The following is a 20,704-nucleotide window of genomic DNA, read 5'->3' as shown; positions in this document are numbered from 1 at the left end:
TTAAATCTGAGTTCTGCTTATGCTCCGCTCATGAGCGAGAGAGACAAAGCATTTGACGCATTGAAGCGGGCCAGGCTCGCCGCTGGCGGCGCGAGCGCAATCGCGAGGCATTTAGGCCTGACGCCGCAGGCGGTTCTTCAGTGGAGGTCGGTACCCCCTGAACGTGTGCTGGACGTCGAAAGGCTGACGGGCGTATCTCGATATGATCTGAGGCCAGATGTCTTTGGCCAGCGCCCGGAGGTTGCCTAGTGACTTCCGGCCAAGAACGTTTCCCCCAGCGCCTCCTTTATTGTGACGGCGCCACCTCTCGCCGGGGCGGCGGACCTCTGGGCTCCGGCGAGCTTTCTTTTCGACTGATCTCATGCCCGTGTAGGCCTCCATGAACTGACGGCCACTGAGTAACCGGCCGTTTTGTGACGGTCATCGAATCCTTTCCTGAAATTTTTTCCTTGCCTTTTTGCGGGGTGTTTTCGTGCGTCCAGAAACAGACAGAATTCGTTCAATCTCCGAAGAGGAAGTGCGTACCGCGAAAAAGGCGGCAGAGGCAGCTTATGCGCTGGCCGGCGGCGTTTCCGTCATCACGCTGCGCTCGCGGGCCTCGATCCCGCAATTGTCGAAATACGCATCGACCAATGCGGAGAACGCGGAGACCTTGATCCCAATCGATGTTGCAATCGAGGTCGACAGGCTCGCCGGATCACCGGTTATCGCTGCCGCCCTCGCACGCATGCAGGGCTTTCGTCTGGTTCCCGACGAAACCGCACCTTCTGATCGCAGGAAGATCACGGAAGGCGATGCTCTCGACTTCATGTCGGAGGCGATGGACGTGGTCGAGGCTATCCGCGCGATGCGCCAGAAGGATCGCGCCGACTGCGCCGATAAGCGGGCTGTCGCGAAGGAGGTCCACGAGGCCATTCGCGAGCTCAAAGAAATTCTTGTCAATCTTGGGGAGGGATAAGCGATGCACTCGACATCGATAGAACCCATCGGCACGGCGGCGCGGACATTCCTGCGCCGCGTGCGTTTTGCAGGTGCGCCGATGAAGCCGGAAGCCGACGAGTTGGAACTGGCGATGACCTGCATCAACGCCGGATATCTTCGCCGCATCAATCGAGGCGCGGCGCTCGTCGACGTGACCGAGGCTGGCGCGGCGTATCTCGACAAACTGGCGAGGTGCGAGTGATGGATGTCCTGTCGCCAGTGCCACGCATCGAGATCATGAAGACTTTCGATGCCCTGCCAGACCGCATCCGCCGCGCCATCGCGCAGGCGGATTTTCCCTATCATCCTTGCGAGATCGCCAACCGCCTCACGCTAGGGCGGCGGGTCGATGTCGTCGCGCGCTCGATCGAGCGGAGATCGAAACGATGAGTAATTCCCACCAGACAGCCGGCGAACGGGCACAAGAGGTGATTGCCGCCCTGCGCGAGCACGGATCATTCACCTGCGCCGATGACGGTTTCTTCCGCGTTTGCATGCGCATGCACCAAAAGGGCATGCTGGACCGCGACATCAAGAACGGCAAGGTCTTCACCTTCTCTGCCAAGGGCAGTCAGATGCATGGCGCCGTCGAAGCCGCTGCGAAGGCCGGCGAGCGCGGAGGCTTCAACGACAAGCGCCACGTCTTCCGGCGAAAGATCGACACGATTGAGGTAGGCGAGCGGTTGCGACCCGTCGACCAGGCGCGCGTGGTTTCCATCATGGCGTCTATCCGCGAGCTTGGTCTGAAAACCCCGATTACCGTCTTTGGGACAGTGCTGGACGCGCATGTGAGGCTCTCCGCTGGCGGGCACCGCCTAGAGGCGATGCGGCAGCTCGGCCATGCCTATATCGACTGCTTCCATGAGAATGGCGACGATCTCGATGCCGAGCTGTGGGAAATCGACGAAAATCTTGCCCGATCAGAGCTGACGCCTGCCGACCGGGCACTGTTCACGCATCGGCGGAAGGAGATTTATCTGCTCAAAAACCCTGAGACGGCTCAGCACGTTTCGGGCGGAAAGGCCAAGAGCGGCGCTGCAAGCGACAAGTTGTCGTTTGCAGAAGCGACCGCGCAGGTAACTGGCCAAAGCAGAAAGACGATCGAGCGAGACGCCGCAAGGGGATCGAAGATAGACGATATGGCGCTGCATATGATCCGTGGCTCGCGGCTCAACAGCGGCGCTTTTCTCGATCGGCTGAAGCAGGTGCCGATCAAAAATCAGGTCCTGTATGTGAAGGCAGCGCTCGACGACGAGAAGCGCAAGGCCGCCGAGGTGAAAGAAAACCGGCAGGAGCTTTCCAAGATCCGCCATGCTGTGCGGCTTACACATATGGCCCATGTCGCGACGGCCGGCGAGGCCAAGGCCGGGCAGGTCGCGCATAAATTCTCGATCATCTACGCCGATCCGCCTTGGAAATTCGGTGTCTATTCGGAGGTGACTGGGCGCGACAAGAGTCCGGAAAATCACTACCCGACCATGAGCACGGATGACATTTGCGGACTTTTCGAAAAGATCGGCACGCCCGCCAAGGCGGATGCGGTACTGTTTCTCTGGGCCACAAATCCGATGCTGCTCGATGCCTTGAAGGTTATGGATGCCTGGGGATTTTCCTATGTGCATCACTGGATCTGGGACAAGGAAGTGGCCGGAACCGGCTATTGGGGCCGCGACCGGCACGAGCTACTGTTGATCGGCAAGCGCGGAAGCCCTCTGGCGCCGCTCCCTGGCACACAGCCGCACACGGTACATAGTGAAGCCAAGGGCCGCCACAGTGCGAAGCCGGAATTCTATGCCGATACGATCGACCGTCTGTATCCCGGCGTGCCGAAGCTTGAAATGTTTTCGCGCTCTGCACGGCCGGGATGGACAGCATGGGGATTCGAGGCCGGGACGCAACAGGAGACTGCGGAAGAACTGGAGTGCGCAGGATCGGAGGTCGGTCCGTGAGCATTATGATCATGAGCCGCTTGTTCCGCATGAACCTTGGCGGCTGCAATCGAAAACTTCTGGCAGTTCGCCTGGCTGACTTCGCTGACGACGAGGGGCGCGGCATCTATCCCGGCGTGAGGAGGCTTGCGAGCGAGACGGAGCTTTCCGAGCGGACCATACAGCGCATTCTTGCAGACTTCGTGCAGGAAGGCATCCTCGTCGTTGTAAAAGAGGCGACGGGACGGCCGGGAATTGCCAATGCTTATGACTTCGATCTTGCGAAGCTCTTCGCTTACAAACCAGCGAATACGGGTGACAGTGTGTCACCCGTCCAAACGGTCGAGACGGGTGACAATCCTGCAGAGAGGGGTGACACAGACGACGGAGACGGGTGTCACGGTGTCACCCGAACCGTAATAGAACCACCATTAGAACCATCAACTCTCAGAGTGGGTGTGCGCGAGCGTTCTGAAGATCGGCAGGAGCAGAAAAAATCCGAGCTTGAATTCACCCGTTGGTTCGCAGCTTGGGACAGGGGCGACGTGAGCTACGCCCGAAACACCTGGAATTCCCTTTCGGCCGAAGAGCGAGCCGAGTGTGTTCGCAGGGCGCCGGATATCCTCATGCAGGTCAAGAAATCCGACAGGGCGGCTGCAGCCTCGTTCCTAAAAAGTCGAGGATGGACAAAAATCCCCGAACTACCGCCGGAAAGCGAGAGGACGGTTTTGCACAACGCGTTCAGCAAGGCTTGGAGCGCTAGGCGTTTGGCTGAGTTGCTGAATGATCCGATCGAGCCTCGCGTTCCTCCGACAGCGTTTCAGATGGCGCAGCTTCGCCAGGGCGGCGAGGCTGCCGAGACGATCAAGCGAGAGCGCCGGCTGCGGTATGGATGGCCGAAGGTCGTGACTATGCACGAACGCGCCGAAATGGCCGAGGGAATGACCGTCGCGCCATGGTTGGTGAAAATCTCTGAGGGTTTCGAGAGTGTCCGCCGCGACAGCGACAAGGCCCAAAGATGGCGGGATCTCCACGCACTCATGGGCTGGCCGTGGATGCCGGAGAAGATGGATTGGCTTTTCTTCCCGATTGGCGGATCGCCGGAAGAGGCCATGGAAGATTTCAGGAATGCCGTAGCGAGGGAGCGGAGCGACGATGATGCAATTTAAAGATCACTCACTTGCTGGTTTCATCTCGGTCGAGGGAATGCTGAAGCTGGAAAAGCTATCTGCCGATGAAGCGAACCGGAAGGCCTGTATCGATGCAGCAACGCGCCGATTCGCAGAGAATCACTCTCTGTCTTCGTCATGGATCATCGTCCATGTATGGCCTGGCAGAGAGCACGCTGTGGAAAAGGCACTCTTGTCGCATGACATTGAGGCGTCCGTTCCTGTGTGTAAAGGCCCGAAACGGAGGCGGCATCACAAGGAAATCCCACCTTCTGAGAAGCCGGTTTTTATGGGCTATACCTTCGTTCGATGCGCTCATTCGCCCAGAGCTATGAAAGCTATCTTGGGCTTCGAACATGTTCGTGGGATCATTGGAGGATGGGAACGCCCATTCCCAATAAGTGATGATTCTCACAAACATTTCATGGAGATGGCAGAGAGTGGTGCATACGATTGGGAGGTGGAAAGCAGCGCCATTCCGGTAGGATCCAAGATACTCGTAAAGGAAGGGCCTTTCTCTTCATTCGAGGGGTACATCGTTGCCTTCGGTGGCACAGGTAAAGGCACCCCAGTGGTTGAGATTGATATTTTCGGTAGAAAGACACCGATCCTAATCCCTCTTGCAATGCTTCGTCGTTTGTGAGTAGAAATCTTACCATTGGTTGATCCGGTTCTTAGTGACCTTCGCTCTCGCGCCCGGACCCAGCTCTAGCAGTCTCCCGAGCGAGGCACCGATTCAGAGCAAGTGCTACTGCTATGGGTAGATAAATAACAAGGCGGCCTCACGGTCGCCTTTCGCGTATCTAGGGTATGGCGAGCAAACCGAAGTCTTTCCGTCCTTCCCACATGGCTCCAGCCGAAGAGCGGGAACGGGAATACGATCGGGAGCGCAGTAAGCGACCATGGCGCAGGTGGTATTTTACCGCTCGATGGAAAGCGATAGCCAAGCTTCAACTGACCCGCGAGCCGATTTGCCGGATGTGCGAAGATGCTGGACGCGTCACCGCCGCAACTGACTGTGACCACATCGAGCGACATCGCGGCGATCCGGTCAAGTTCTGGGGTGGCCCCTTCCAGTCGCTTTGCCCGACCTGCCACCGATCCGAAAAGCAGCGGATGGAGCGATCCGAGTCCTGAGAGGGGGGGGCGGGTCGAAAGTTCAGAGGGTAGAGGGCCCACACCGGTGGGTGTGCTCGCGTCTGTCTCCGCGAAATTGGCGAAAACTTTTTTTCCTGATGCCTGAATGATGGAGGGCAACACGATGCGTGGTCGCAAGCCCGATACACCAGAGCAACAGGCCGACAAAGGAGCGCCCGGAAAGCGGATGACGCAGAAGGAAGTTCAAACGGAACGGTCGAAAAAGGCGTCATCGCCGATCGCCATTAGCGGCGTTCGACCTCCGAAGTGGTTGAAGCGTAGCCGCAAGGCAACCGAGGTCTGGAACGATCTCGCACCGCAGCTCGCTCGCCTCAACCTGCTGTCGACACTCGATGCCAGCCCTTTCGCCCGTTACTGCCGATACGTGGTCGAATGGATCGCAGCGGATTTGGCGGTGCAGAAAGAGGGGACGTGGTTCGACGCCGAGGATACCAACGGCAAGCCCACAAAAAAGCGGCATCCCGCATTTCAGGCGGTGCAGGATCTCGAAAAGATGCTCCGCGAGATGGAAGCCACCTTCGGTATGCGACCGGATGCCCGGTACAAGATCATGCGCGACCAGGCTGCAGCGCGCGGCCTCGGCGCAGACTTCGGTGACCTGTTCGGCGCCGAAAAGCCTTCGTCGCCGCGAGCCGAAGACGAGACGGAACCCCAGCCGCCACAGGCGCAGCCCGAAGATGTGGTCGGCGCCCTGGCGTCGTTTAACTCCCCGCCACCGGGGCGCATGAATTGAGCGTATGGAAAGTGTTTCCGCTGGCGCAATACAGGCGAGCGCGGGCCATTTGCTGTGGCCGGAACCGGAATGGGTTCAGCGCGCCGTCGACACTCATGGTTGGACCTGGGTTCGTACAGCGTGGGAGCGGTGCTCGCGCGTAGCCGGATCCTGGTTCGATCACGCAAAGGCCGATGCAGCTGTAGCGCTCTTCCCAAGGGTGTTTCGGCTCACCGACGACCGGTTTGCTGGTAAGCCATTCCGCCTCGGCTTCTGGCAAGAGTGCATCGTCCGTCTACTTGTCGGCTGGAAAGCGCCGATGGAGATCATCGACGAGCAGACCGACGAACCGATGATCGTGCATGTGCGGATCTTCCGGCGGCTGATGCTGTGGGTTCCGCGCAAAAACGGCAAGTCCGAGTTTCTGGCGGCCCTTTCATTGCTGTTCTTCATCCTGGATGGCGTGGTTGGCGGTCAGGGATATGTATTTGCCCGAGACGAGAAACAGGCGGCAATCATCTTCAACAAGATGAAAGCCATGATCAGCCTGGCGCCCGGTCTGTCGGATGCGCAGCTGTTTAAGAAATCGATCTACTTGCCAAAGATCAGGGCTTTATTTGAGCTTCTGTCGGGCAAGCCGGAAGGTAAACACGGCAAGTCGCCGACCGTTATAGCCGGCGACGAGATGCACGAATGGGAGACGCCGGATCTGGCGAACTTCCTGCGACAGGGTACCGGGACGCGACTTGAGCCGATCGAGCTTTATGCTTCCACGGCAGGTGTGAAGTCGAACCGGACAGGCTGGGAGCTTTGGGAAGAAAGTCGCTCGATCCTCGACGGCACAACAGACGATCCGACCACGCTTGTCGTAATCTTCGCGCTCGATCCTGATGACGATTGGGCGGACGAGCAGAACTGGAAGAAGGCAAATCCTTCACTTGGGATCTCGCCCACTGTCCAGTTTCTCCGGCGAGAGGCGGCTATTGCGGCCGACAATCCGAGGGCTGAGGCGCATTTTCGCTGCTACCACGCCAATCAGTGGATTGACGCTGTCGTACGCTGGCTGAACCTGAAAAAGTGGGATGCATGCGCCAGTGACAAGGCAGTCTGGAAGGATTGGCGCGATGGGATTGGTCTGGAGGGGCGGCGTTGCTTCAGCGCTTTCGACGTTTCCGCGAATGAGGACATTACCGCCCGCATTCTTGCATTTCCGCCGGATGAGGACTTCGACCGGTGGGTGTTGTCAGCGAGGTTCTGGATCCCTGAGGAGATCGTTGCCAAGCGCACCCGGCAAGACCGAGTGTCGTACGAGAAGTGGGTCGGGATGGGCGCTCTGGAGACGACGCCCGGTGACTACGTTGATCACAATTTTGTCCAGAACGCCGTTGCTGCCGATATGGAGCGCTACGACGTAGCACTCGTGGGTTATGACCCTTGGAATGCGACGAAGCTTTACACTGACCTGGTGAATGACGGCGCTGATGAGGGCCGGTTCCTGAAAATGCGTCAGGGGATTCCGACGCTGGGAGAGCCGACCAAATTCTTTGAGCGGCTTGTGATGTCTGGAAAGCTCGACCATGGCGGCCATCCCGTTTTGCGCTGGATGGCCGGCAATGCGGCGGTCAAGTTCGACGACAACCTCAATTATGCGCCGACGAAAAAGAAGAGTGCCGAGAAGATCGACGGCATCGTGGCCTCTGTCATGGCCGTTGGGCTGTCGATGGCGGAAGAGGTTGAAGGACCGTCCATCTATGAAAATCGCGGCATTCTGGAAGTAGAGGTCGATTACCTATGAGGGCGAAGCTCGAAGTTTCGGACATTCTGGCCGTGATCGGTCTCGGTATCCTGTCCTATGGCGCCTGGCTCGTCTATCAGCCGGCGGCCTTCATCCTGGCTGGGGCGCTCATCATCATGGCGGCCATCGGCATGGCGAGGCGATAATGGGGTTCATGTCATCCATATTCCGGCCTTCGACGTATGAGGATGCCGGTAGCTTCTCCTCCCCTGGGGGCTGGCTTGTCAGGGCGATTGGCGGCAGCAAAACCAAATCCGGGACGCGCGTCAGCGAATACAATGCGCTGCAGCTGCCCGTCGTGTATGCCTGCGTCAATCGTATCGCAAACCCGATCGCGCGCTTTCCGCTGGCAATGTATCAGTCGATGGAGGACGGAAGCCGGCGGCGTTTGACGGCGGAGGATCATCCATTCGCAGCTTTCCTTGGCCTTCGTCCAAATCAGCTGATGAGTTCCAGGACGTTGCGCAAAACCACGCAGGCGCATGCTCTTCTTTGGGGTAACGGATATCAGGAGATCGAGCGTAACGGTCGAAATCAGGCAGTCGGACTGTACCCGTTGCTGCCAGATCGGACCCATCCGGTGCGCGAAAACGGCGATCATTGGTTCCGCACCCGCATTGACGGCAAGCAGATCGACCTCGATAGCGGCAATGTCATCCACATTATGGATCAGAGTCAGGACGGCTATGTTGGCATCTCGCAAATTGCGATGGCAAGGCAGGCGATCGGCTGGGGTCTCGCAATGGAGGAATTCGGCTCCAAGTTCTTTGCAAACGATGCCAAGAGTGGCGGCTTTCTGATGCATCCGGGCAAGCTGTCGGCTTCCGCTCATCAGAACCTTCGTGGCCCAAACGGCGAAAAGAAGGCCTCGCCGGATAATCCGGCATCTTCTCTGGAAAAGCAGAGCGGTCTCGACAACGCGCATAAAATCAAAGTGCTTGAGGAGGGGATGAAGTTCATCCAGACCTCGATACCGCCGGAAGATGCGCAGTTTCTCGGCTCGCGTGAGTTTCAGATTGCGGAGATTGCCCGCATTTACGATGTGCCGCTTATCTTGCTGCAAAGCCAGGAGAAGCAAACCAGCTTCGGCGCTGGCATTGAGCAGCTTATGATAGCCTTCGTCCGGCAGACCATCGATCCTTGGGTGAATGCCTGGGAAGAAGAGCTGAACTTCAAGCTGTTCACCGATGAAGAGCGCGAGAAGGGCTATTACGTCAAGTTCAACATGAACGCCCTGTTGCGCGGCGACATGAAGGCTCGCGCAGACTTCTACAATAAGCTTTTCGGCGTCGGCGGCATGTCTCCCAACGCCATCCTGGCAAAAGAGGACGAGGACGGTATCGGCCCGATCGGTGACTTCCATTTTGTCCCGGCAAACTTTGTCACCCTGCAGCGTGCCACCGATCCGAATTATCAGCCAAGCGGCGCCAAGAGTGCCGATCACACCGCAGCCAAGCCGGATGCAACAGACCTCGACGAGGAGGACGATTCCGAATGAAATACGTTCATATTCTGATGGCTGTCGCGTCCGAGATCTGGGCAATGCAGCCGGAAAAGATGATGGCTATCATCGATTTCTTGTCGGCGCAGGCTGAAGGCGTAAAGTTCTCGGCGGAGGAAATTGAGGCGCGCATTGCGCCACAGACGGCGAAGGCGGTGGCGCGCCGTGAGGGCTCGGTTGCTATCATCCCGATGCGCGGCGTCATCTCCAATCGCATGAACCTGATGGGCAACATCTCTGGCGGTGGTGGAACGAGCACTGAGCAACTGGCGCAGCAATTGCGCCAGGCGCGAGACGACGATAGCGTAAAGGCGGTGATCCTCGATACCGATACGCCCGGTGGCGCTGTCTCCGGTACCGATGAAGCCGCCGCAGTTGTCGCAAGTTTCCGAGGCGTGAAGCCGATTGTCGCGCAGGTCAATTCCACAGCAGCCAGCGCTGGATACTGGATTGCGGCTGCCGCAGACGAAATCGTCGTTACGCCTTCGGGCTGGGTTGGTTCGATCGGTGTCTACACCGTCCATGACAATGTTGCGGCCGCCCTTGAAAAGGCCGGCGTCACGAAAACCTTGATCAGCGCCGGACCATTCAAAACGGAAGCAAACCCGTTTGGTCCGCTGAGTGAGGAGGCTCTGGCCTACCGTCAGCAGCAAGTTGAAGCATTTTACGACATGTTCGTCGATCGTGTCGCCAGCGGTCGCAATGTCGCGTCGTCGGTTGTCCGTAGTGGCTTCGGTCAGGGTCGCATGGTGCTCGCCAGCCAAGCTGTCGCCGAAGGTATGGCTGATCGTGTCGGCACGTTAGAAGATACGCTCGCACGCTTCGGTGTCGCTCCGGCGGCGCCGGGTGATCGCAAGCGGGCCCTGGCGCCCGAACGGATGAAGCGCGCCGCCGCTCTCTGATCCTAACGCTCCTCTTTGGAAAGTTTCCACGTTCCGGCGGTCGGCCGGACGATGCCTGGACCTGTCCGACCGAAACCTCATCAACAGGAGAACCCACATGCTGAAGCAGTTGCGTGAAAAGCGCGCCAAGCTTGTCGCGGAGATGCGCGGCATGATTACCGCCGCCGAAACCGAAGATCGTGATTTTTCCGCCGAAGAGCAGGCAGCTTATGATGCTCTGCAGGCCGAAAAGGAAGGTCTCGACACTCGCATCGGCCGTCTTGAAGGTCAGGAAACGGCAGAAGCCGCGCTCAACGTGGTCATCCCGGCTGCCTCGCGCCGCGCCGGCATCGAGCGTGCTGGTGGCCCTGAGGCCTCCCGCGAGTTCGAAAGCATGGGCGAATTCCTCCATGCCGTCCGTTTTCGTCCCGGCGATCAGCGCCTCAACTACGTCGAAGGCGTTGGACATGCGACCGACGACAATGGCATGCAGGCCGAAATGCGCATGGACAATGATACGTCCGGCGGCTTCATGGTGCCGACACAGCTGCGCAATACCTTGCTCAGTGTCCGTCCGCAGGATGCGCTTGTCCGTCCTCGCGCCACGGTTCTTGAAGCGGGCGATCCGCCGGATGCTGGTGTCACCATGCCTGCGATTGAGCAGGGCGGAGCTAATCCGGGCAACATGTTCGGCGGCATGACGTTCTCGTGGATTGAGGAAGGTGGCGAAAAGCCCGAAACGGATGCTGATCTGTCGGCCATCACGCTGACGCCGCATGAAATCGCCGGTTTCGTAACCGTAACCGACAAGCTTCTGCGCAACTGGCGTTCCTCGGCGGCCTTCCTGGAAGGTCAGATGCGCTCCGGCGTTTCGGCTGCTGAAGACTACGCCTTCCTTCGCGGTAACGGCGTTACGCAGCCTCTCGGCGCCATCAACTCGCCGGCGATGAAGTACATCAACCGTGCGACTGCCAACTCGGTCACTTACGTCGACCTTCTCAAGATGGTCGCCGTTCTGCTGATGCGCGGTGGCGTTCCGGTCTGGTCCATGCCGCAGTCGGCAATCGTGCCGCTGGCCCAGATCACCGACCCGGAAGGGCATTACATCTGGAAGCCGGACGCGCGTGACGGCTTTGCCGGTACCTTGCTCGGTTACCCGGTGCGCTGGAATAACCGCTCTCCGGGCCTTGGCTCCAAGGGCGACATCATGCTTGCCGACTGGTCTTACTACCTGATCAAGGATGGCTCCGGCCCGTTCGTTGCGGCCTCCGAGCACGTCAAGTTCACTCAGAACAAGACGGTTATCAAGATCTTTTGGAACGTCGACGGCGCTCCTTGGATGAAGGCCCCGATCAAGGAAGAAAACGGCTACGAAGTTTCGCCCTTCGTCGGTCTCGACGTTCCCGCCTGATTGGCCGGATGACGATTGCGCGGCCCGGTCAGGCATCGGGTCGCTTTCCCCTGTATCGCGAGAAAGGACATCGCCATGCGCGACCTTGCCAATCATATCTCCATCAAGCGGGCAATCAGCCCGGTTTCCATCGCCGACAATACCGCCGTCGTGTCGCAGATCGTTGACCTTGCCGGTTTCGACAAGGCCATGTTCGGCATTGCGATCGGTTCGATTGCGGATGCCGATGCGACCTTCACGGTTCTTATCGAACACGGTGACCAGGCCAATCTTTCCGATGCTGCGGCTGTCCCCGATAGCCAGCTGACCGGCACGGAAGCCGCCGCGGGCTTCAAGTTCGACAGTGACGATCAGACGCGCAAGATCGGCTATGTCGGTCCCAAGCGCTATGTCCGGCTGACGATCACACCGGCCAACAATGCCGGCGCGGCTCTGATCGCCGCTGTCGCCATCCTTTCCGGTTCCCGCTACGCGCCCGTCGCGTAACGGGCCGGTTTCTATCCCTCATCAGGAGTGAAAATCATGACAAAGGCTCTGACTGTGCTTGCCGAATGCGTCGATGCGCGAAACGGCAATCGCTTCCAGCGTGGTGATGTGTTCGACCCCGTCCCGACAGCCGATCAGGTCGGTCGGCTGATTGCGGCTGGTTGCCTGTCTGAGGCTGCCCGCGAGCTGGCCGAAAAGGCCGACATTGCCGACGAAGACAAGGCAGCTGCCGAAAAAGAGAAGCGCGACAACGAAGCTGCGGCAGCCAAGTTGCTGATCAAGGCGCGCGCCGACAAGGATAAGGCCGACAGGGCTTTGGAGGAGGCGCAGGCGTCTCTGGCAAGGGCGAAGTCCGATGCGGATAAGTCCAAGGCCCAGAAGGCAGTCGATGTCGCCGCCGAAAAGGTTGAGGCCGCTTCGAACGCTCTCGCCGAACTGACGAAGTGAAGCCATGCCAGTCCGGGTTATCGAACCACCACAACCGATCGTTACGCCGGCTGACATTGCCAGGGCTGATCCCGATGACGAGTCAGTCGCCGGGATGATTGCGGCGGTGACGGCGGAAATCGATGGCCCGGACGGCTGGCTTGGCAGGGCTCTCGGGCCGCAAACGCTCGAACTCTCGCTTCCCTGCTGGACTTACGACTTTCTGCCTCTGCCGTTCCCGCCTCTCATCGAGGTAACTGGTCTCACCTACCTCGATGTCGACGGTGTCGAACAAACCCTCGATACTGCCGATTGGTCCAACGACAGCGAATCTGTCTGGCTCAGCCGAAAGTGGCGTTTCCCCGCTCTGGCGAAACAGCCGGATCCGATCCGGCTCCGTTATCGGGCCGGATATAATGGCGTGGCCGTCAAGGATGGCGGGACGGGTCCAGTGCCGGCGCAGGTAAAGCAGGCCATCATCCTGTCCGTCCAGCATATCCAGTCTCTCGGTGCTCAGAACCTCTTCATTCGTGCGGACGAGGTCGATGGCATCGGTCGCCGCGAATACACCGTTTCCGACCAGGCGGGCGCTGTAATCCGGAAAGCTTCCGAGCGGTTGCTGTCGGGACTGCGGAGATACGTATGACGCCGGCTGAAGCAAAAGTGATGCTGAAGACGCAACTCGCTGCGCATGGTCAGGATATCATCTTGCGTCGCTACACTGCCACCTCCGGCAATCCACGGCCATCAGATGATCTTCCGGTTCGCGCTTTTGTGCGGGCAGTGAAGGCTGAGGAGATTGTTGGTCGGATCGACAGCACATTCTCCAATGTTGCTTTCGATCCAGAGGACGCCGGGGCGCTTTGGCCAGTCAGGAAGGACGATAAGGTCGTGATCGACGGCAAGACCCGCAATGTCGAGGTCGTCAAGCCGATCACCCTCGCCGGTGTGCTGGTTCGCTGTGATGTCGTGGTTGCCGGATAATGGCTGGTCTTGACGCGTTCGAGCAGGAGATCAGGATTGCCACGGCGGGACTTGAGCCGGATGAAATCCGTCACGCTCTCGCGGTCTACGCTCGGCAAAGCGTCGCCGAGGTTGTTCAGTCGGGCCGCGCAAGCGCTCGTTATGATCGGTATGTCAACGGGCGGCGAGGCGCATCCGAGGATAGCGTTCAGCTGCCGGGGCCGATTGTCTATGAGTTCTCGCTGTGGGAGCCGATACTGACCTTCGCGCTTTTGGAGCTTGCGCGGCGCTCTCCGGTAAAATCCGGCCGTTTTCGGCAGTCGTTTATCGTTCTTGCCAACCAGCGCATTGTCACCGACTTCGACGAGATCGGACCGGATGACGAGGTGATCATCACCAATTTTCAGCCTTACATTCGAAAGGCGGAAGGTGGCGTGTTGAGTGTTCCGCGGTTCTCGATCTTCGACGGCACGAAGCGCAGCCTGGCGCGTCGCTTCGGAAACTCTGGACGCAATGCTGCGGCCTTCAGCTTCGAGACGAAATGGCTGGATATCCGGTCAGGCGTACACCCGCAGATCCCGTACATATTGAAGGGACATCAGCGCGTCACTGCCGCAAAGAAAAGCTCTCGTTCGAGTGCTCACAGAGCCGGTCGGCTGACGCTCGAAAGACGTAAGGATCGCGAAGCGGGTCAGCCAATCACCTATCCATCAATCGTCATCACGCAGGTTTAGGCATGGCCAGTCTGGCAACCTTCGACGCCTTCCATGAACGGCTGACCTCTTCATGGGCGCAGACCGATATCGTTTTCGAGAATGATCCGTACAATGTCGCCGACGATCCTGCCCCGTTCGTCTACGTCGAGATCTTCGGCGACACTTACGATCAGCGGACGGTGGGTGCTCCTGGTGCCAACCTCTGGCAGGAAGAGGGTGTCACCTACCTGCACGTGATGACGCCGGACGGTACGGGTAGTCGTGATGCTCGCGAGATTGCCGGCAATCTTCTGGCGCTGTTTCGCGAGCGCGATGTGGCTGGTCTCGACATGCCGGAAATGTCGATCGGCGTGGGTGATCCGGGCCGGGACTTTCCAAACTATTGGGCGTTGACGGCGTCCATTCATTGGTCGCGGCGCGACTACACCGTCTGATCGTTACCCAACTTTAGGAGACTACCATGACTGTCGCCGACGGAAGTCAGGTGCGCCTTGCTGATGTGCCGGAAGCCATCATCGGGCAGATTCCCGCGAACCCATCTTTTCAGATCATGCGCTACGTCTCGTCCGACGTTCGTATTTCCAAGCAAACCGACATCCCCAACGAAATCCGTGCTGACCGCAATGTCGGCTCGATCGTCGATGTCGGTCGCTCCGTTCAGGGTTCGATCAACACCCTGCTTTCCTACGGCACCTTCGACAAATGGTTAGAGCGTCTTCTATGCTCGACCTGGGATGACGATGTCCTGGTCAATGGCATCGAGCATAAGACCGCCTCGCTGGAGCTGACGTTCAATCAGGGCGTAGCACAGAGCTTCATCCGCTATCGTGGTTGCCGCTTCAATACGCTCGACCTGACGCTGCGGGCTCGCCAGTCCGTTCAGGCGAACTGGGGTATCATGGGTCTCGGTAGCCCGGATCCGACCGCGGCGATCATTGCCGGCGCGACTTATGCCGATCCGACCACGACGCCGGTCATGAATGCCGGTCTGAATGTTGCCAACCTCGCTTTCAGCGGATTGACCAACGGTCCGAAGATTCAGGCGATGACGATGCGGATCGCCAACAACATCTATCAGAACGATGTCGTCGGTGCCTATGAACCCTACTCGCATGGCCTTGGCCGTTTCGAGGTGACCGGTTCGCTGACGACATATTTCGAGAACCTGGACGCCTACCAGGCGGTCCTCGATCACGACGATGTCGGCGTTTCCTTCACCATCGGCAATGCTGCCAACGAGAAATACACCGTGGCGCTGGCCCGAACGAAACTTCTCGACGGTGGCCCGGTCGTTGGTGGCAACGGCCAGGCGGTGATGATGGAAGTTCCGTATCAGGCCTATTTCGATGCAACGGCTGCCGGCTCCATAACGATCACCCGAGCCGTCGCATGACGCGCAAGGCCGCCGTATCGACCTTCGTGCCGGCGGTGTCTTTCACCGGCTATCCTGACGGAAAGACGCCGGTCCACTTCAAGGCCGGGGTGCGCAGCTCGCCGCTCCCCGCCACCTACATCGCTCTCATCAAGCAAAAAGGTCTGGCCGCGTCTGCCGCCAAGATCGGGAAAGAAAGCTCGTCGACATGACCGTAAAACTGTTGTCCCTCAAAGCAGACCTGGCGCGCGAGGAAAAGGGCGATTGGGTTCCCTTCCCGGATTGGCCGGGTGTCGAGTTCAACGTCTCATCTCTCCATCTTCCATCATTCACGACCGCTCGCGACCTTCTCTATCGGCGGCTTGGCAAGCAGTACAAGGGTGGCGCGATCCCTCCGCGCATCCTGACGGTTGAGATGGGTAAGCTCTATGCTCGCCACATCCTGCATGGCTGGCGCGGCCTCGATGTGGATTATTCACCGGAAGTCGCCTCCGAGATCATGTCAGACCCGGAATATCGCAACGTGATTGCCGCGGTTGAATATTGCGCCGGAACGATGTCGGCGACCGATATCGAGTTCGTCGAGGACGAAGTAAAAAACTAAGGCGGGCGTTTCGAGCGCGCCTGACAGGGCCGAAACTTTCGGCCGAAATGCTCGAATGGTTGTGGGAGCTTTACGCAGAGGATCCTGACAACGAATGGCTCCGTCCCCAGATCCGGCCCGGTGACGACTTCGAGCCGCAACGGTGGCACGATCTGTATTTCCGGGCATTCGACGCCCTTCAATATGACCGGTTCTACGGCGCCATGGGTGGCGAAGGGCCGATCTACTATTCCGCGCTCAGCCAGTGGGCGCGCGATCATGAGTTATCGCTGAACGAGTTCACCGATTTCCAGATCTTCATGAACGCGCTCGACGGCGAATGGCTCTCATGGCGTCGCGAGCAGGATGAAGCCGACCGGCAGCGTAGAGCGAACGAAGACGCCAGGCGCTGAATTTCGACAGGATTTGCCGTGGCAACCGAACTTCGCACATTGCGGGTTACCGCCGATATGGATGCGTCGCAGTATACGTCTGCGGCACAGCAGAAGGTGGCTGCCGACCGGCAAATGGCTGTATCTGGCCGTCAGGCCAATGCGGCCCTCGGTGAAACTGGTCGAACTGTCGCCGAGAACTCGACGAAGATTAGTCAGGCGGGGGATATCCTGTCCAGGCTGTCGCGTCAGTATGTCGATGGGTACGCCTCCTCTCAAAGGTTCAACCAAGCCATCAATCAGCTGACGCGCGGCGTTGAGCTTGGAAAGATCCAGATGTCCGAAGCGACGGTCATTCTGGATGGCATCTACCGGAAATACGGGCTGATGGCGGATGCCTCACGCATTGCGCAGCGCGGCCAGATTGATCTTGCTCACGCGATCGAGCAGGCCAACGCCAAGCTCACGGCCCAGCGCAATATTGCTCCTGCCAACACGAACCGGCAGGGCGGCTTGCTCGGTGGCATGACAGGTACCGCGACCGAAGGCGGGCAGAACTTCAATGCTGCGAATGCGGCATATCAGTTCCAGGATATCGCCGTTACGGCTGCAATGGGCATGAGTCCGCTGATGATCGGTCTTCAGCAGGGTACGCAGCTCGCGTCCGTCGTCGGATCGATGGAACGGCCGGTTATGGGGCTTGCGGCAGCGTTCGGCTCGTTGGTCAGTCCGGTATCCTTGGTGACGATCGGCCTCACGGCAGGTGCTGCCGCGCTGATCCAGTATGTTTCGTCATGGGGCGGCGGCGAGAAAATCAGCGAGGAACTGCAAAAGCAGAATGAGCTGATTACTCGAGTTGCCAAACAGTGGGGCGATGCGACGCCTGCTCTCAAGGCCTATGCCGATGAATTGGAGCGTGTCCAGCAACTGCGAGACGCTGGTGCGGCTGGTCAGGCGGTCGCCAAGGCGCAATTCGACGATGCCCAAAAGGCAATCGCGACGGTTACCGACGAATACGAGCGGATGATTCTGACGCTCAGCGGCAATCCCGACAACATTGCTGTCGTTGAGGATCTGACCTCGAAATTCCAGACACTGGTCCAGAAGCTGGCGGAAGGTACGGCGACATCGAGCGATCTTAATGCGGCCCAGACGGCTTTGAACAATGCCATGAAGTTGGGATCTCCCGACGTTGCCGCATTTGGCAATGGGTTTGAGGCCATTGCAAACAAGATCCGCAACGCAATCGGTGCGATGGTCGATGCCCGCGACGAGGCCGGCCGGGTCGGCATGGCGATGAACAAGGCGCTGAACGATCCTCGCACATGGCGCGGCGCTGGTCTGATCGGCAACACGGATGGCCCAATGCAGGGATCATCTGACCCCGATCTGCCGCTGAACGGGCCGGTCATCCAGTGGCGTCCCAAAATCGAGCTTGAAGGGCTGCCGGGAACGCCGGCCGCGCCGACCATCCTTAATTCCGATGGTCGTATGGTCAATGTCCCTATCCCTAATCAGCGCCCGAACTATTTCGAGCGCGAATCCGATCTGCCGAATTTTACGACCAGCACGCCGTACTGGTCGCGAGATATCCTGCTGGAAGAAAAACGACGCGCCGAAGTTGGCGGCGTGTTCAAGGGCTTCTTCACGGATTTCGGCACGTCGCTGCGCGATAACAGTGGCGATCTCGGTAAGGCCTTGATCGAGGGGCTGAGCAATTCGATGATGAATGCCGCCTCGCAGGCTTGGGATAAGTTTGCGCAGTACGCATCCACCGCGATTGTCAATGCGATCATGGGGCAGCCGAGTGCCGGTCTACTGAATAAAGGTATCGGCTTCACAGGCGCGAACACGACGCTCGGGCAGATCGTCGGTGCTGGCGGCGGTCTCTCCGTTGCCAACGATAATGTGGCTGGCGGATTCTCCGGGCTTGCCAGTGTCCCGACGACCGACATCGCGGCTTACATCCGAGATGGTGCGATCAAGCGCGGCATCGATCCGAATGTTGCACTTCGGGTCGCGCAGTCGGAAGGTGGCCTCAACAGCTGGAACCTGCAGTCGAACTATTACAAGAACGGCGTGCGCGAGCAGTCCTATGGCCCGTTCCAGCTCTATAAGGGCGGCGGTCTCGGCAATGAGTTTATGGCAAAGACCGGCCTTGATCCGGCTCTTGCTGCTAATGGGCCGGCCGCCACAGACTTCGCGCTTGATCATGCTGCACGCAACGGATGGGGTGCTTGGTATGGCGCTGGCAAAGCCGGAATTGGCAACTGGCAGGGTATCGGAACGGGCGGCGCTGGCGCAGCCAGTGAGGCTGTTAGCAAGCTTGCGGAAGCCGCAGGCTCGGCAACGAAAGGTCTCGATACGCTGGGTGGTGGTCTCGGAAAGATCGGTCAGAGCCTGTCGACCAGCTTCTTTCCTGCTGCGCCGGCCGCTGCTTCTGGTGGCGGCGGCGGCGGTCTCTTCAGCTGGATCGGCAATCTCTTCGGCCCGAACCTGTCGAAGTATACCGGCCTGACCGGCCTGTTTGCCGATGGCACGGAATTCGCGCCGGGTGGTCTCGCCATGGTCGGTGAGCGCGGTCGAGAGATCGTCAACCTTCCGCGCGGTAGCCAGGTCGTGCCGAACCACAGAACGGAAAGCATGCTTGCGGCGAATGGCAACCGATCCGGTTCCGGCCGGAATGGTCCGATCCCGCTGAATGTCAACGTGATCGGCGCAAATGGCGACGAGCATGTCCGCAAGCTTGTCGAGCAGGGTGTAAGCCAGGCGCTTGCGGCCCAGAATGAGGAAATGGTTCGTACCGGCTTTGGCGAGATCCAGCGTCGATACGCCTGGCAGAAGGCTTGATCAGTGGCATTTCTCGGTCTTCCGCTTCTTCATATCGACTTCCTCAAGCCGCAGCGGATGTCGTTCGACAATCCCGGCAATGCGCTTGGCGGGGGCCGCAACGCCTTCGGACAGGAGACGTCCTTCGATCTTTCCGGCGGTGGCTTTGTTACGGCAACCTATGGCGGCTGCTGGGTTCAAAGCCCGGAAGAGCATGAATATGTCACTTGGTTGGCGGCCTACCTTAATGGGTCGTACCGCTACATCGATGTTCCGCTTAAAACCGATTGGCAGGGGCCGTTCCCGACCTTTGGCCGGTTTCCGCAGCCGATCATATCCGGCATTCCGCATTCGGATGGCGCGCTGTTCTCGGACGGATCTGGATACAGTCAAGCGACTGTCTGGGGTGAAGTTGTCGAGCAGGTAAACTCCGGCGTGCTTCGGATGCGGGTATTCAATGCGTCGCGCCCGCTGCGCTGGTCGGACTGGTTTTCGATCTATCATCCGGATGGCAAGGGCTGGCGGGCCTACCGTTACTGGAAGATCGTCGAGGATCATGGAACGGGTCAGCAGGTGATCGCCGGGACAAGCTACCCCTATCGGGAATACACCCTGGCGATCGGGCCGGCACTGCGGGAAGCGATCGAGCCGGGCTATCGGATCGAATTCGCCCGTCCCCGCTTTTCGGCGAAGCTCAAGCCCGGAACGTCGGTCTCGACCGATATCGAGGGGTTTTGGGTGACGCGTCCGACGCTGCAGTTCGAAGAGGCGTTCAACTGAGCCATGGCTTATAGCACAACCTATGTGCCGGCGGCGGTGACTGACAAGATGCGCGAAAGCCATCTGCTCGGCCTTTTCGTCCGCATGGACACCGACCCTTCGCTGCATATCTGGTTCGGTGTTCACGACATTCAGGCCGGATTTGACAGCATCGACGAAGAGGGCGCCGTCTATCTCGGTGGCGGGCGCCTTCTCGGTATCCCGACACTGGAAGTCCTGATGATGGGGCTTTCGGGGTCTGTCGAATTCACCCTGTCGGGTGTCGACCCGGCAACCGGCGCTGAACTCCTCAACAGCATGCCCAACGTCCGCGGCGCGCTGTTTCATGTCGGGATCACCACGCTCGACGAATACTTCCAGCCGATGACTGCCGTTATCCCGCTTTGGCAGGGGATTGCGGCGCGCACCGGTGACTCGATGCCTGTCGCCTATGGCGATGATCCTCGAACCCTAACCCTGTCGCTCTCTGTGGTGACCGGCGAAAACACGCGAAGCCGTCCGTCAAGGGCGCTTTGGTCCAGCGCCCAGCATGAGGCGCTCCATCCGACAGATTACTTCTGCCGCAACACGAACCGGCTCTCTCGCGGCGTCAATCCGCCCTGGCCGAATTTCTGAGGCATT

26 protein-coding genes are annotated in these 20,704 nt (G+C 59.1%); all 26 read left to right on the top strand.

Annotated features, from left to right (window positions below; genetic code table 11):
• Positions 1 to 30 precede the first annotated feature (30 nt).
• The 26 genes from JNB91_RS24010 to JNB91_RS23885 all read left to right on the top strand — a co-directional run bounded on the left by JNB91_RS24010 (position 31) and on the right by JNB91_RS23885 (position 20,698).
• Complete coding sequence (locus JNB91_RS24010) at positions 31 to 249, top strand: transcriptional regulator (RefSeq protein ID WP_220328009.1); 219 nt, start codon at positions 31 to 33, stop codon at positions 247 to 249.
• Between the two features lie 268 nt (positions 250 to 517).
• A complete protein-coding gene (locus tag JNB91_RS24005) occupies positions 518 to 958 on the top strand; it encodes a phage regulatory CII family protein (RefSeq protein ID WP_220328008.1) in 441 nt (146 codons plus the stop codon).
• A 3-nt stretch (positions 959 to 961) separates the two neighbouring features.
• Complete coding sequence (locus tag JNB91_RS24000; protein ID WP_220328007.1) at positions 962 to 1,183, top strand: hypothetical protein; 222 nt, start codon at positions 962 to 964, stop codon at positions 1,181 to 1,183.
• Positions 1,183 to 1,371 (top strand): hypothetical protein, encoded by a 189-nt coding sequence (locus JNB91_RS23995; protein ID WP_220328006.1) that lies wholly within the window; start codon positions 1,183 to 1,185, stop codon positions 1,369 to 1,371. The genes JNB91_RS24000 and JNB91_RS23995 overlap by 1 nt, the downstream gene beginning before the upstream one ends.
• Positions 1,368 to 2,930 (top strand): MT-A70 family methyltransferase, encoded by a 1,563-nt coding sequence (locus tag JNB91_RS23990; RefSeq protein WP_220328005.1) that lies wholly within the window; start codon positions 1,368 to 1,370, stop codon positions 2,928 to 2,930. Before JNB91_RS23995 ends, JNB91_RS23990 begins: the two co-directional genes overlap by 4 nt.
• Before the next feature lie 5 nt (positions 2,931 to 2,935).
• Positions 2,936 to 4,078, top strand: a complete 1,143-nt coding sequence (locus JNB91_RS23985) for a helix-turn-helix domain-containing protein (RefSeq protein WP_220328004.1) — start codon at positions 2,936 to 2,938, stop codon at positions 4,076 to 4,078.
• A complete protein-coding gene (gene nusG, locus JNB91_RS23980; RefSeq protein WP_220328003.1) occupies positions 4,068 to 4,721 on the top strand; it encodes a transcription termination/antitermination protein NusG in 654 nt (217 codons plus the stop codon). The genes JNB91_RS23985 and nusG overlap by 11 nt, the downstream gene beginning before the upstream one ends.
• A 618-nt stretch (positions 4,722 to 5,339) precedes the next feature.
• Positions 5,340 to 5,969 carry a phage terminase small subunit P27 family gene (locus JNB91_RS23975; protein ID WP_220328002.1) on the top strand — a complete coding sequence of 210 codons (630 nt, stop codon included), beginning with the start codon at positions 5,340 to 5,342 and terminating at the stop codon, positions 5,967 to 5,969.
• 298 nt (positions 5,970 to 6,267) lie between these two features.
• Positions 6,268 to 7,743: a terminase large subunit gene (locus tag JNB91_RS23970; protein WP_223218358.1), complete on the top strand. Its 1,476-nt coding sequence runs from the start codon at positions 6,268 to 6,270 to the stop codon at positions 7,741 to 7,743.
• Positions 7,740 to 7,889 (top strand): hypothetical protein, encoded by a 150-nt coding sequence (locus JNB91_RS23965; protein WP_220328000.1) that lies wholly within the window; start codon positions 7,740 to 7,742, stop codon positions 7,887 to 7,889. Before JNB91_RS23970 ends, JNB91_RS23965 begins: the two co-directional genes overlap by 4 nt.
• Before the next feature lie 8 nt (positions 7,890 to 7,897).
• Entirely contained in the window at positions 7,898 to 9,241 is a 1,344-nt protein-coding gene (locus JNB91_RS23960; protein WP_223218357.1) for a phage portal protein, read from the top strand.
• Entirely contained in the window at positions 9,238 to 10,146 is a 909-nt protein-coding gene (locus JNB91_RS23955) for a S49 family peptidase (RefSeq protein WP_220327998.1), read from the top strand. Before JNB91_RS23960 ends, JNB91_RS23955 begins: the two co-directional genes overlap by 4 nt.
• 97 nt (positions 10,147 to 10,243) lie before the next feature.
• Complete coding sequence (locus JNB91_RS23950; protein ID WP_220327997.1) at positions 10,244 to 11,536, top strand: phage major capsid protein; 1,293 nt, start codon at positions 10,244 to 10,246, stop codon at positions 11,534 to 11,536.
• Positions 11,537 to 11,611: 75 nt separating this feature from the next.
• A complete protein-coding gene (locus JNB91_RS23945) occupies positions 11,612 to 12,022 on the top strand; it encodes a hypothetical protein (protein WP_220327996.1) in 411 nt (136 codons plus the stop codon).
• A 36-nt stretch (positions 12,023 to 12,058) separates the two neighbouring features.
• Entirely contained in the window at positions 12,059 to 12,469 is a 411-nt protein-coding gene (locus JNB91_RS23940) for a hypothetical protein (protein WP_220327995.1), read from the top strand.
• 4 nt (positions 12,470 to 12,473) lie between these two features.
• The gene (locus JNB91_RS23935) at positions 12,474 to 13,094 is read left to right on the top strand and encodes a hypothetical protein (protein ID WP_220327994.1); all 621 of its coding nucleotides are present in this window, start codon (positions 12,474 to 12,476) and stop codon (positions 13,092 to 13,094) included.
• Entirely contained in the window at positions 13,091 to 13,432 is a 342-nt protein-coding gene (locus JNB91_RS23930) for a hypothetical protein (protein WP_220327993.1), read from the top strand. The genes JNB91_RS23935 and JNB91_RS23930 overlap by 4 nt, the downstream gene beginning before the upstream one ends.
• The gene (locus JNB91_RS23925; RefSeq protein ID WP_220327992.1) at positions 13,432 to 14,145 is read left to right on the top strand and encodes a hypothetical protein; all 714 of its coding nucleotides are present in this window, start codon (positions 13,432 to 13,434) and stop codon (positions 14,143 to 14,145) included. The genes JNB91_RS23930 and JNB91_RS23925 overlap by 1 nt, the downstream gene beginning before the upstream one ends.
• Positions 14,146 to 14,147: 2 nt before the next feature.
• Positions 14,148 to 14,561 (top strand): DUF4128 domain-containing protein, encoded by a 414-nt coding sequence (locus JNB91_RS23920; protein ID WP_220327991.1) that lies wholly within the window; start codon positions 14,148 to 14,150, stop codon positions 14,559 to 14,561.
• Between the two features lie 26 nt (positions 14,562 to 14,587).
• Positions 14,588 to 15,520, top strand: coding sequence for a phage tail tube protein (locus JNB91_RS23915; protein WP_220327990.1), 933 nt, complete (start codon positions 14,588 to 14,590; stop codon positions 15,518 to 15,520).
• Complete coding sequence (locus JNB91_RS23910; RefSeq protein WP_220327989.1) at positions 15,517 to 15,711, top strand: hypothetical protein; 195 nt, start codon at positions 15,517 to 15,519, stop codon at positions 15,709 to 15,711. The genes JNB91_RS23915 and JNB91_RS23910 overlap by 4 nt, the downstream gene beginning before the upstream one ends.
• Positions 15,708 to 16,103 (top strand): hypothetical protein, encoded by a 396-nt coding sequence (locus tag JNB91_RS23905; RefSeq protein WP_220327988.1) that lies wholly within the window; start codon positions 15,708 to 15,710, stop codon positions 16,101 to 16,103. Before JNB91_RS23910 ends, JNB91_RS23905 begins: the two co-directional genes overlap by 4 nt.
• A gap of 47 nt (positions 16,104 to 16,150) precedes the next feature.
• The gene (locus tag JNB91_RS23900; RefSeq protein ID WP_220327987.1) at positions 16,151 to 16,495 is read left to right on the top strand and encodes a phage tail assembly chaperone; all 345 of its coding nucleotides are present in this window, start codon (positions 16,151 to 16,153) and stop codon (positions 16,493 to 16,495) included.
• An 18-nt stretch (positions 16,496 to 16,513) separates the two neighbouring features.
• Complete coding sequence (locus JNB91_RS23895) at positions 16,514 to 19,324, top strand: phage tail length tape measure family protein (protein ID WP_220327986.1); 2,811 nt, start codon at positions 16,514 to 16,516, stop codon at positions 19,322 to 19,324.
• Between the two features lie 3 nt (positions 19,325 to 19,327).
• Positions 19,328 to 20,083 (top strand): hypothetical protein, encoded by a 756-nt coding sequence (locus tag JNB91_RS23890; protein WP_346269391.1) that lies wholly within the window; start codon positions 19,328 to 19,330, stop codon positions 20,081 to 20,083.
• A gap of 3 nt (positions 20,084 to 20,086) precedes the next feature.
• On the top strand, positions 20,087 to 20,698 hold the full coding sequence (locus JNB91_RS23885; RefSeq protein ID WP_220327985.1) for a hypothetical protein: 612 nt from the start codon (positions 20,087 to 20,089) through the stop codon (positions 20,696 to 20,698).
• Positions 20,699 to 20,704 lie beyond the last annotated feature (6 nt).

The sequence above is a fragment of the Aliirhizobium wenxiniae genome (assembly GCF_019511445.1).
In the GTDB taxonomy this organism is placed as follows: Bacteria; Pseudomonadota; Alphaproteobacteria; order Rhizobiales; family Rhizobiaceae; genus Neorhizobium; species Neorhizobium wenxiniae_A.
Note: the sequence above shows the minus strand (reverse complement) of the source record. Positions and strands in the feature narration are given on the sequence as shown.

What these genes read in the sequence shown, in the direction of transcription:
- JNB91_RS24010 (WP_220328009.1), top strand. Translation starts at nt 31, where the DNA reads ATGAGCGAGAGAGACAAAGCATTTGACGCATTGAAGCGGGCCAGGCTC.
- JNB91_RS24000 (WP_220328007.1), top strand. Translation starts at nt 962, where the DNA reads ATGCACTCGACATCGATAGAACCCATCGGCACGGCGGCGCGGACATTC.
- JNB91_RS23995 (WP_220328006.1), top strand. Translation starts at nt 1,183, where the DNA reads ATGGATGTCCTGTCGCCAGTGCCACGCATCGAGATCATGAAGACTTTC.
- JNB91_RS23990 (WP_220328005.1), top strand. Translation starts at nt 1,368, where the DNA reads ATGAGTAATTCCCACCAGACAGCCGGCGAACGGGCACAAGAGGTGATT.
- JNB91_RS23985 (WP_220328004.1), top strand. Translation starts at nt 2,936, where the DNA reads ATGATCATGAGCCGCTTGTTCCGCATGAACCTTGGCGGCTGCAATCGA.
- nusG (WP_220328003.1), top strand. Translation starts at nt 4,068, where the DNA reads ATGCAATTTAAAGATCACTCACTTGCTGGTTTCATCTCGGTCGAGGGA.
- JNB91_RS23975 (WP_220328002.1), top strand. Translation starts at nt 5,340, where the DNA reads ATGCGTGGTCGCAAGCCCGATACACCAGAGCAACAGGCCGACAAAGGA.
- JNB91_RS23970 (WP_223218358.1), top strand. Translation starts at nt 6,268, where the DNA reads ATGGAGATCATCGACGAGCAGACCGACGAACCGATGATCGTGCATGTG.
- JNB91_RS23965 (WP_220328000.1), top strand. Translation starts at nt 7,740, where the DNA reads ATGAGGGCGAAGCTCGAAGTTTCGGACATTCTGGCCGTGATCGGTCTC.
- JNB91_RS23960 (WP_223218357.1), top strand. Translation starts at nt 7,898, where the DNA reads ATGTCATCCATATTCCGGCCTTCGACGTATGAGGATGCCGGTAGCTTC.
- JNB91_RS23955 (WP_220327998.1), top strand. Translation starts at nt 9,238, where the DNA reads ATGAAATACGTTCATATTCTGATGGCTGTCGCGTCCGAGATCTGGGCA.
- JNB91_RS23950 (WP_220327997.1), top strand. Translation starts at nt 10,244, where the DNA reads ATGCTGAAGCAGTTGCGTGAAAAGCGCGCCAAGCTTGTCGCGGAGATG.
- JNB91_RS23945 (WP_220327996.1), top strand. Translation starts at nt 11,612, where the DNA reads ATGCGCGACCTTGCCAATCATATCTCCATCAAGCGGGCAATCAGCCCG.
- JNB91_RS23940 (WP_220327995.1), top strand. Translation starts at nt 12,059, where the DNA reads ATGACAAAGGCTCTGACTGTGCTTGCCGAATGCGTCGATGCGCGAAAC.
- JNB91_RS23935 (WP_220327994.1), top strand. Translation starts at nt 12,474, where the DNA reads ATGCCAGTCCGGGTTATCGAACCACCACAACCGATCGTTACGCCGGCT.
- JNB91_RS23930 (WP_220327993.1), top strand. Translation starts at nt 13,091, where the DNA reads ATGACGCCGGCTGAAGCAAAAGTGATGCTGAAGACGCAACTCGCTGCG.
- JNB91_RS23925 (WP_220327992.1), top strand. Translation starts at nt 13,432, where the DNA reads ATGGCTGGTCTTGACGCGTTCGAGCAGGAGATCAGGATTGCCACGGCG.
- JNB91_RS23920 (WP_220327991.1), top strand. Translation starts at nt 14,148, where the DNA reads ATGGCCAGTCTGGCAACCTTCGACGCCTTCCATGAACGGCTGACCTCT.
- JNB91_RS23915 (WP_220327990.1), top strand. Translation starts at nt 14,588, where the DNA reads ATGACTGTCGCCGACGGAAGTCAGGTGCGCCTTGCTGATGTGCCGGAA.
- JNB91_RS23910 (WP_220327989.1), top strand. Translation starts at nt 15,517, where the DNA reads ATGACGCGCAAGGCCGCCGTATCGACCTTCGTGCCGGCGGTGTCTTTC.
- JNB91_RS23905 (WP_220327988.1), top strand. Translation starts at nt 15,708, where the DNA reads ATGACCGTAAAACTGTTGTCCCTCAAAGCAGACCTGGCGCGCGAGGAA.
- JNB91_RS23900 (WP_220327987.1), top strand. Translation starts at nt 16,151, where the DNA reads ATGCTCGAATGGTTGTGGGAGCTTTACGCAGAGGATCCTGACAACGAA.
- JNB91_RS23885 (WP_220327985.1), top strand. Translation starts at nt 20,087, where the DNA reads ATGGCTTATAGCACAACCTATGTGCCGGCGGCGGTGACTGACAAGATG.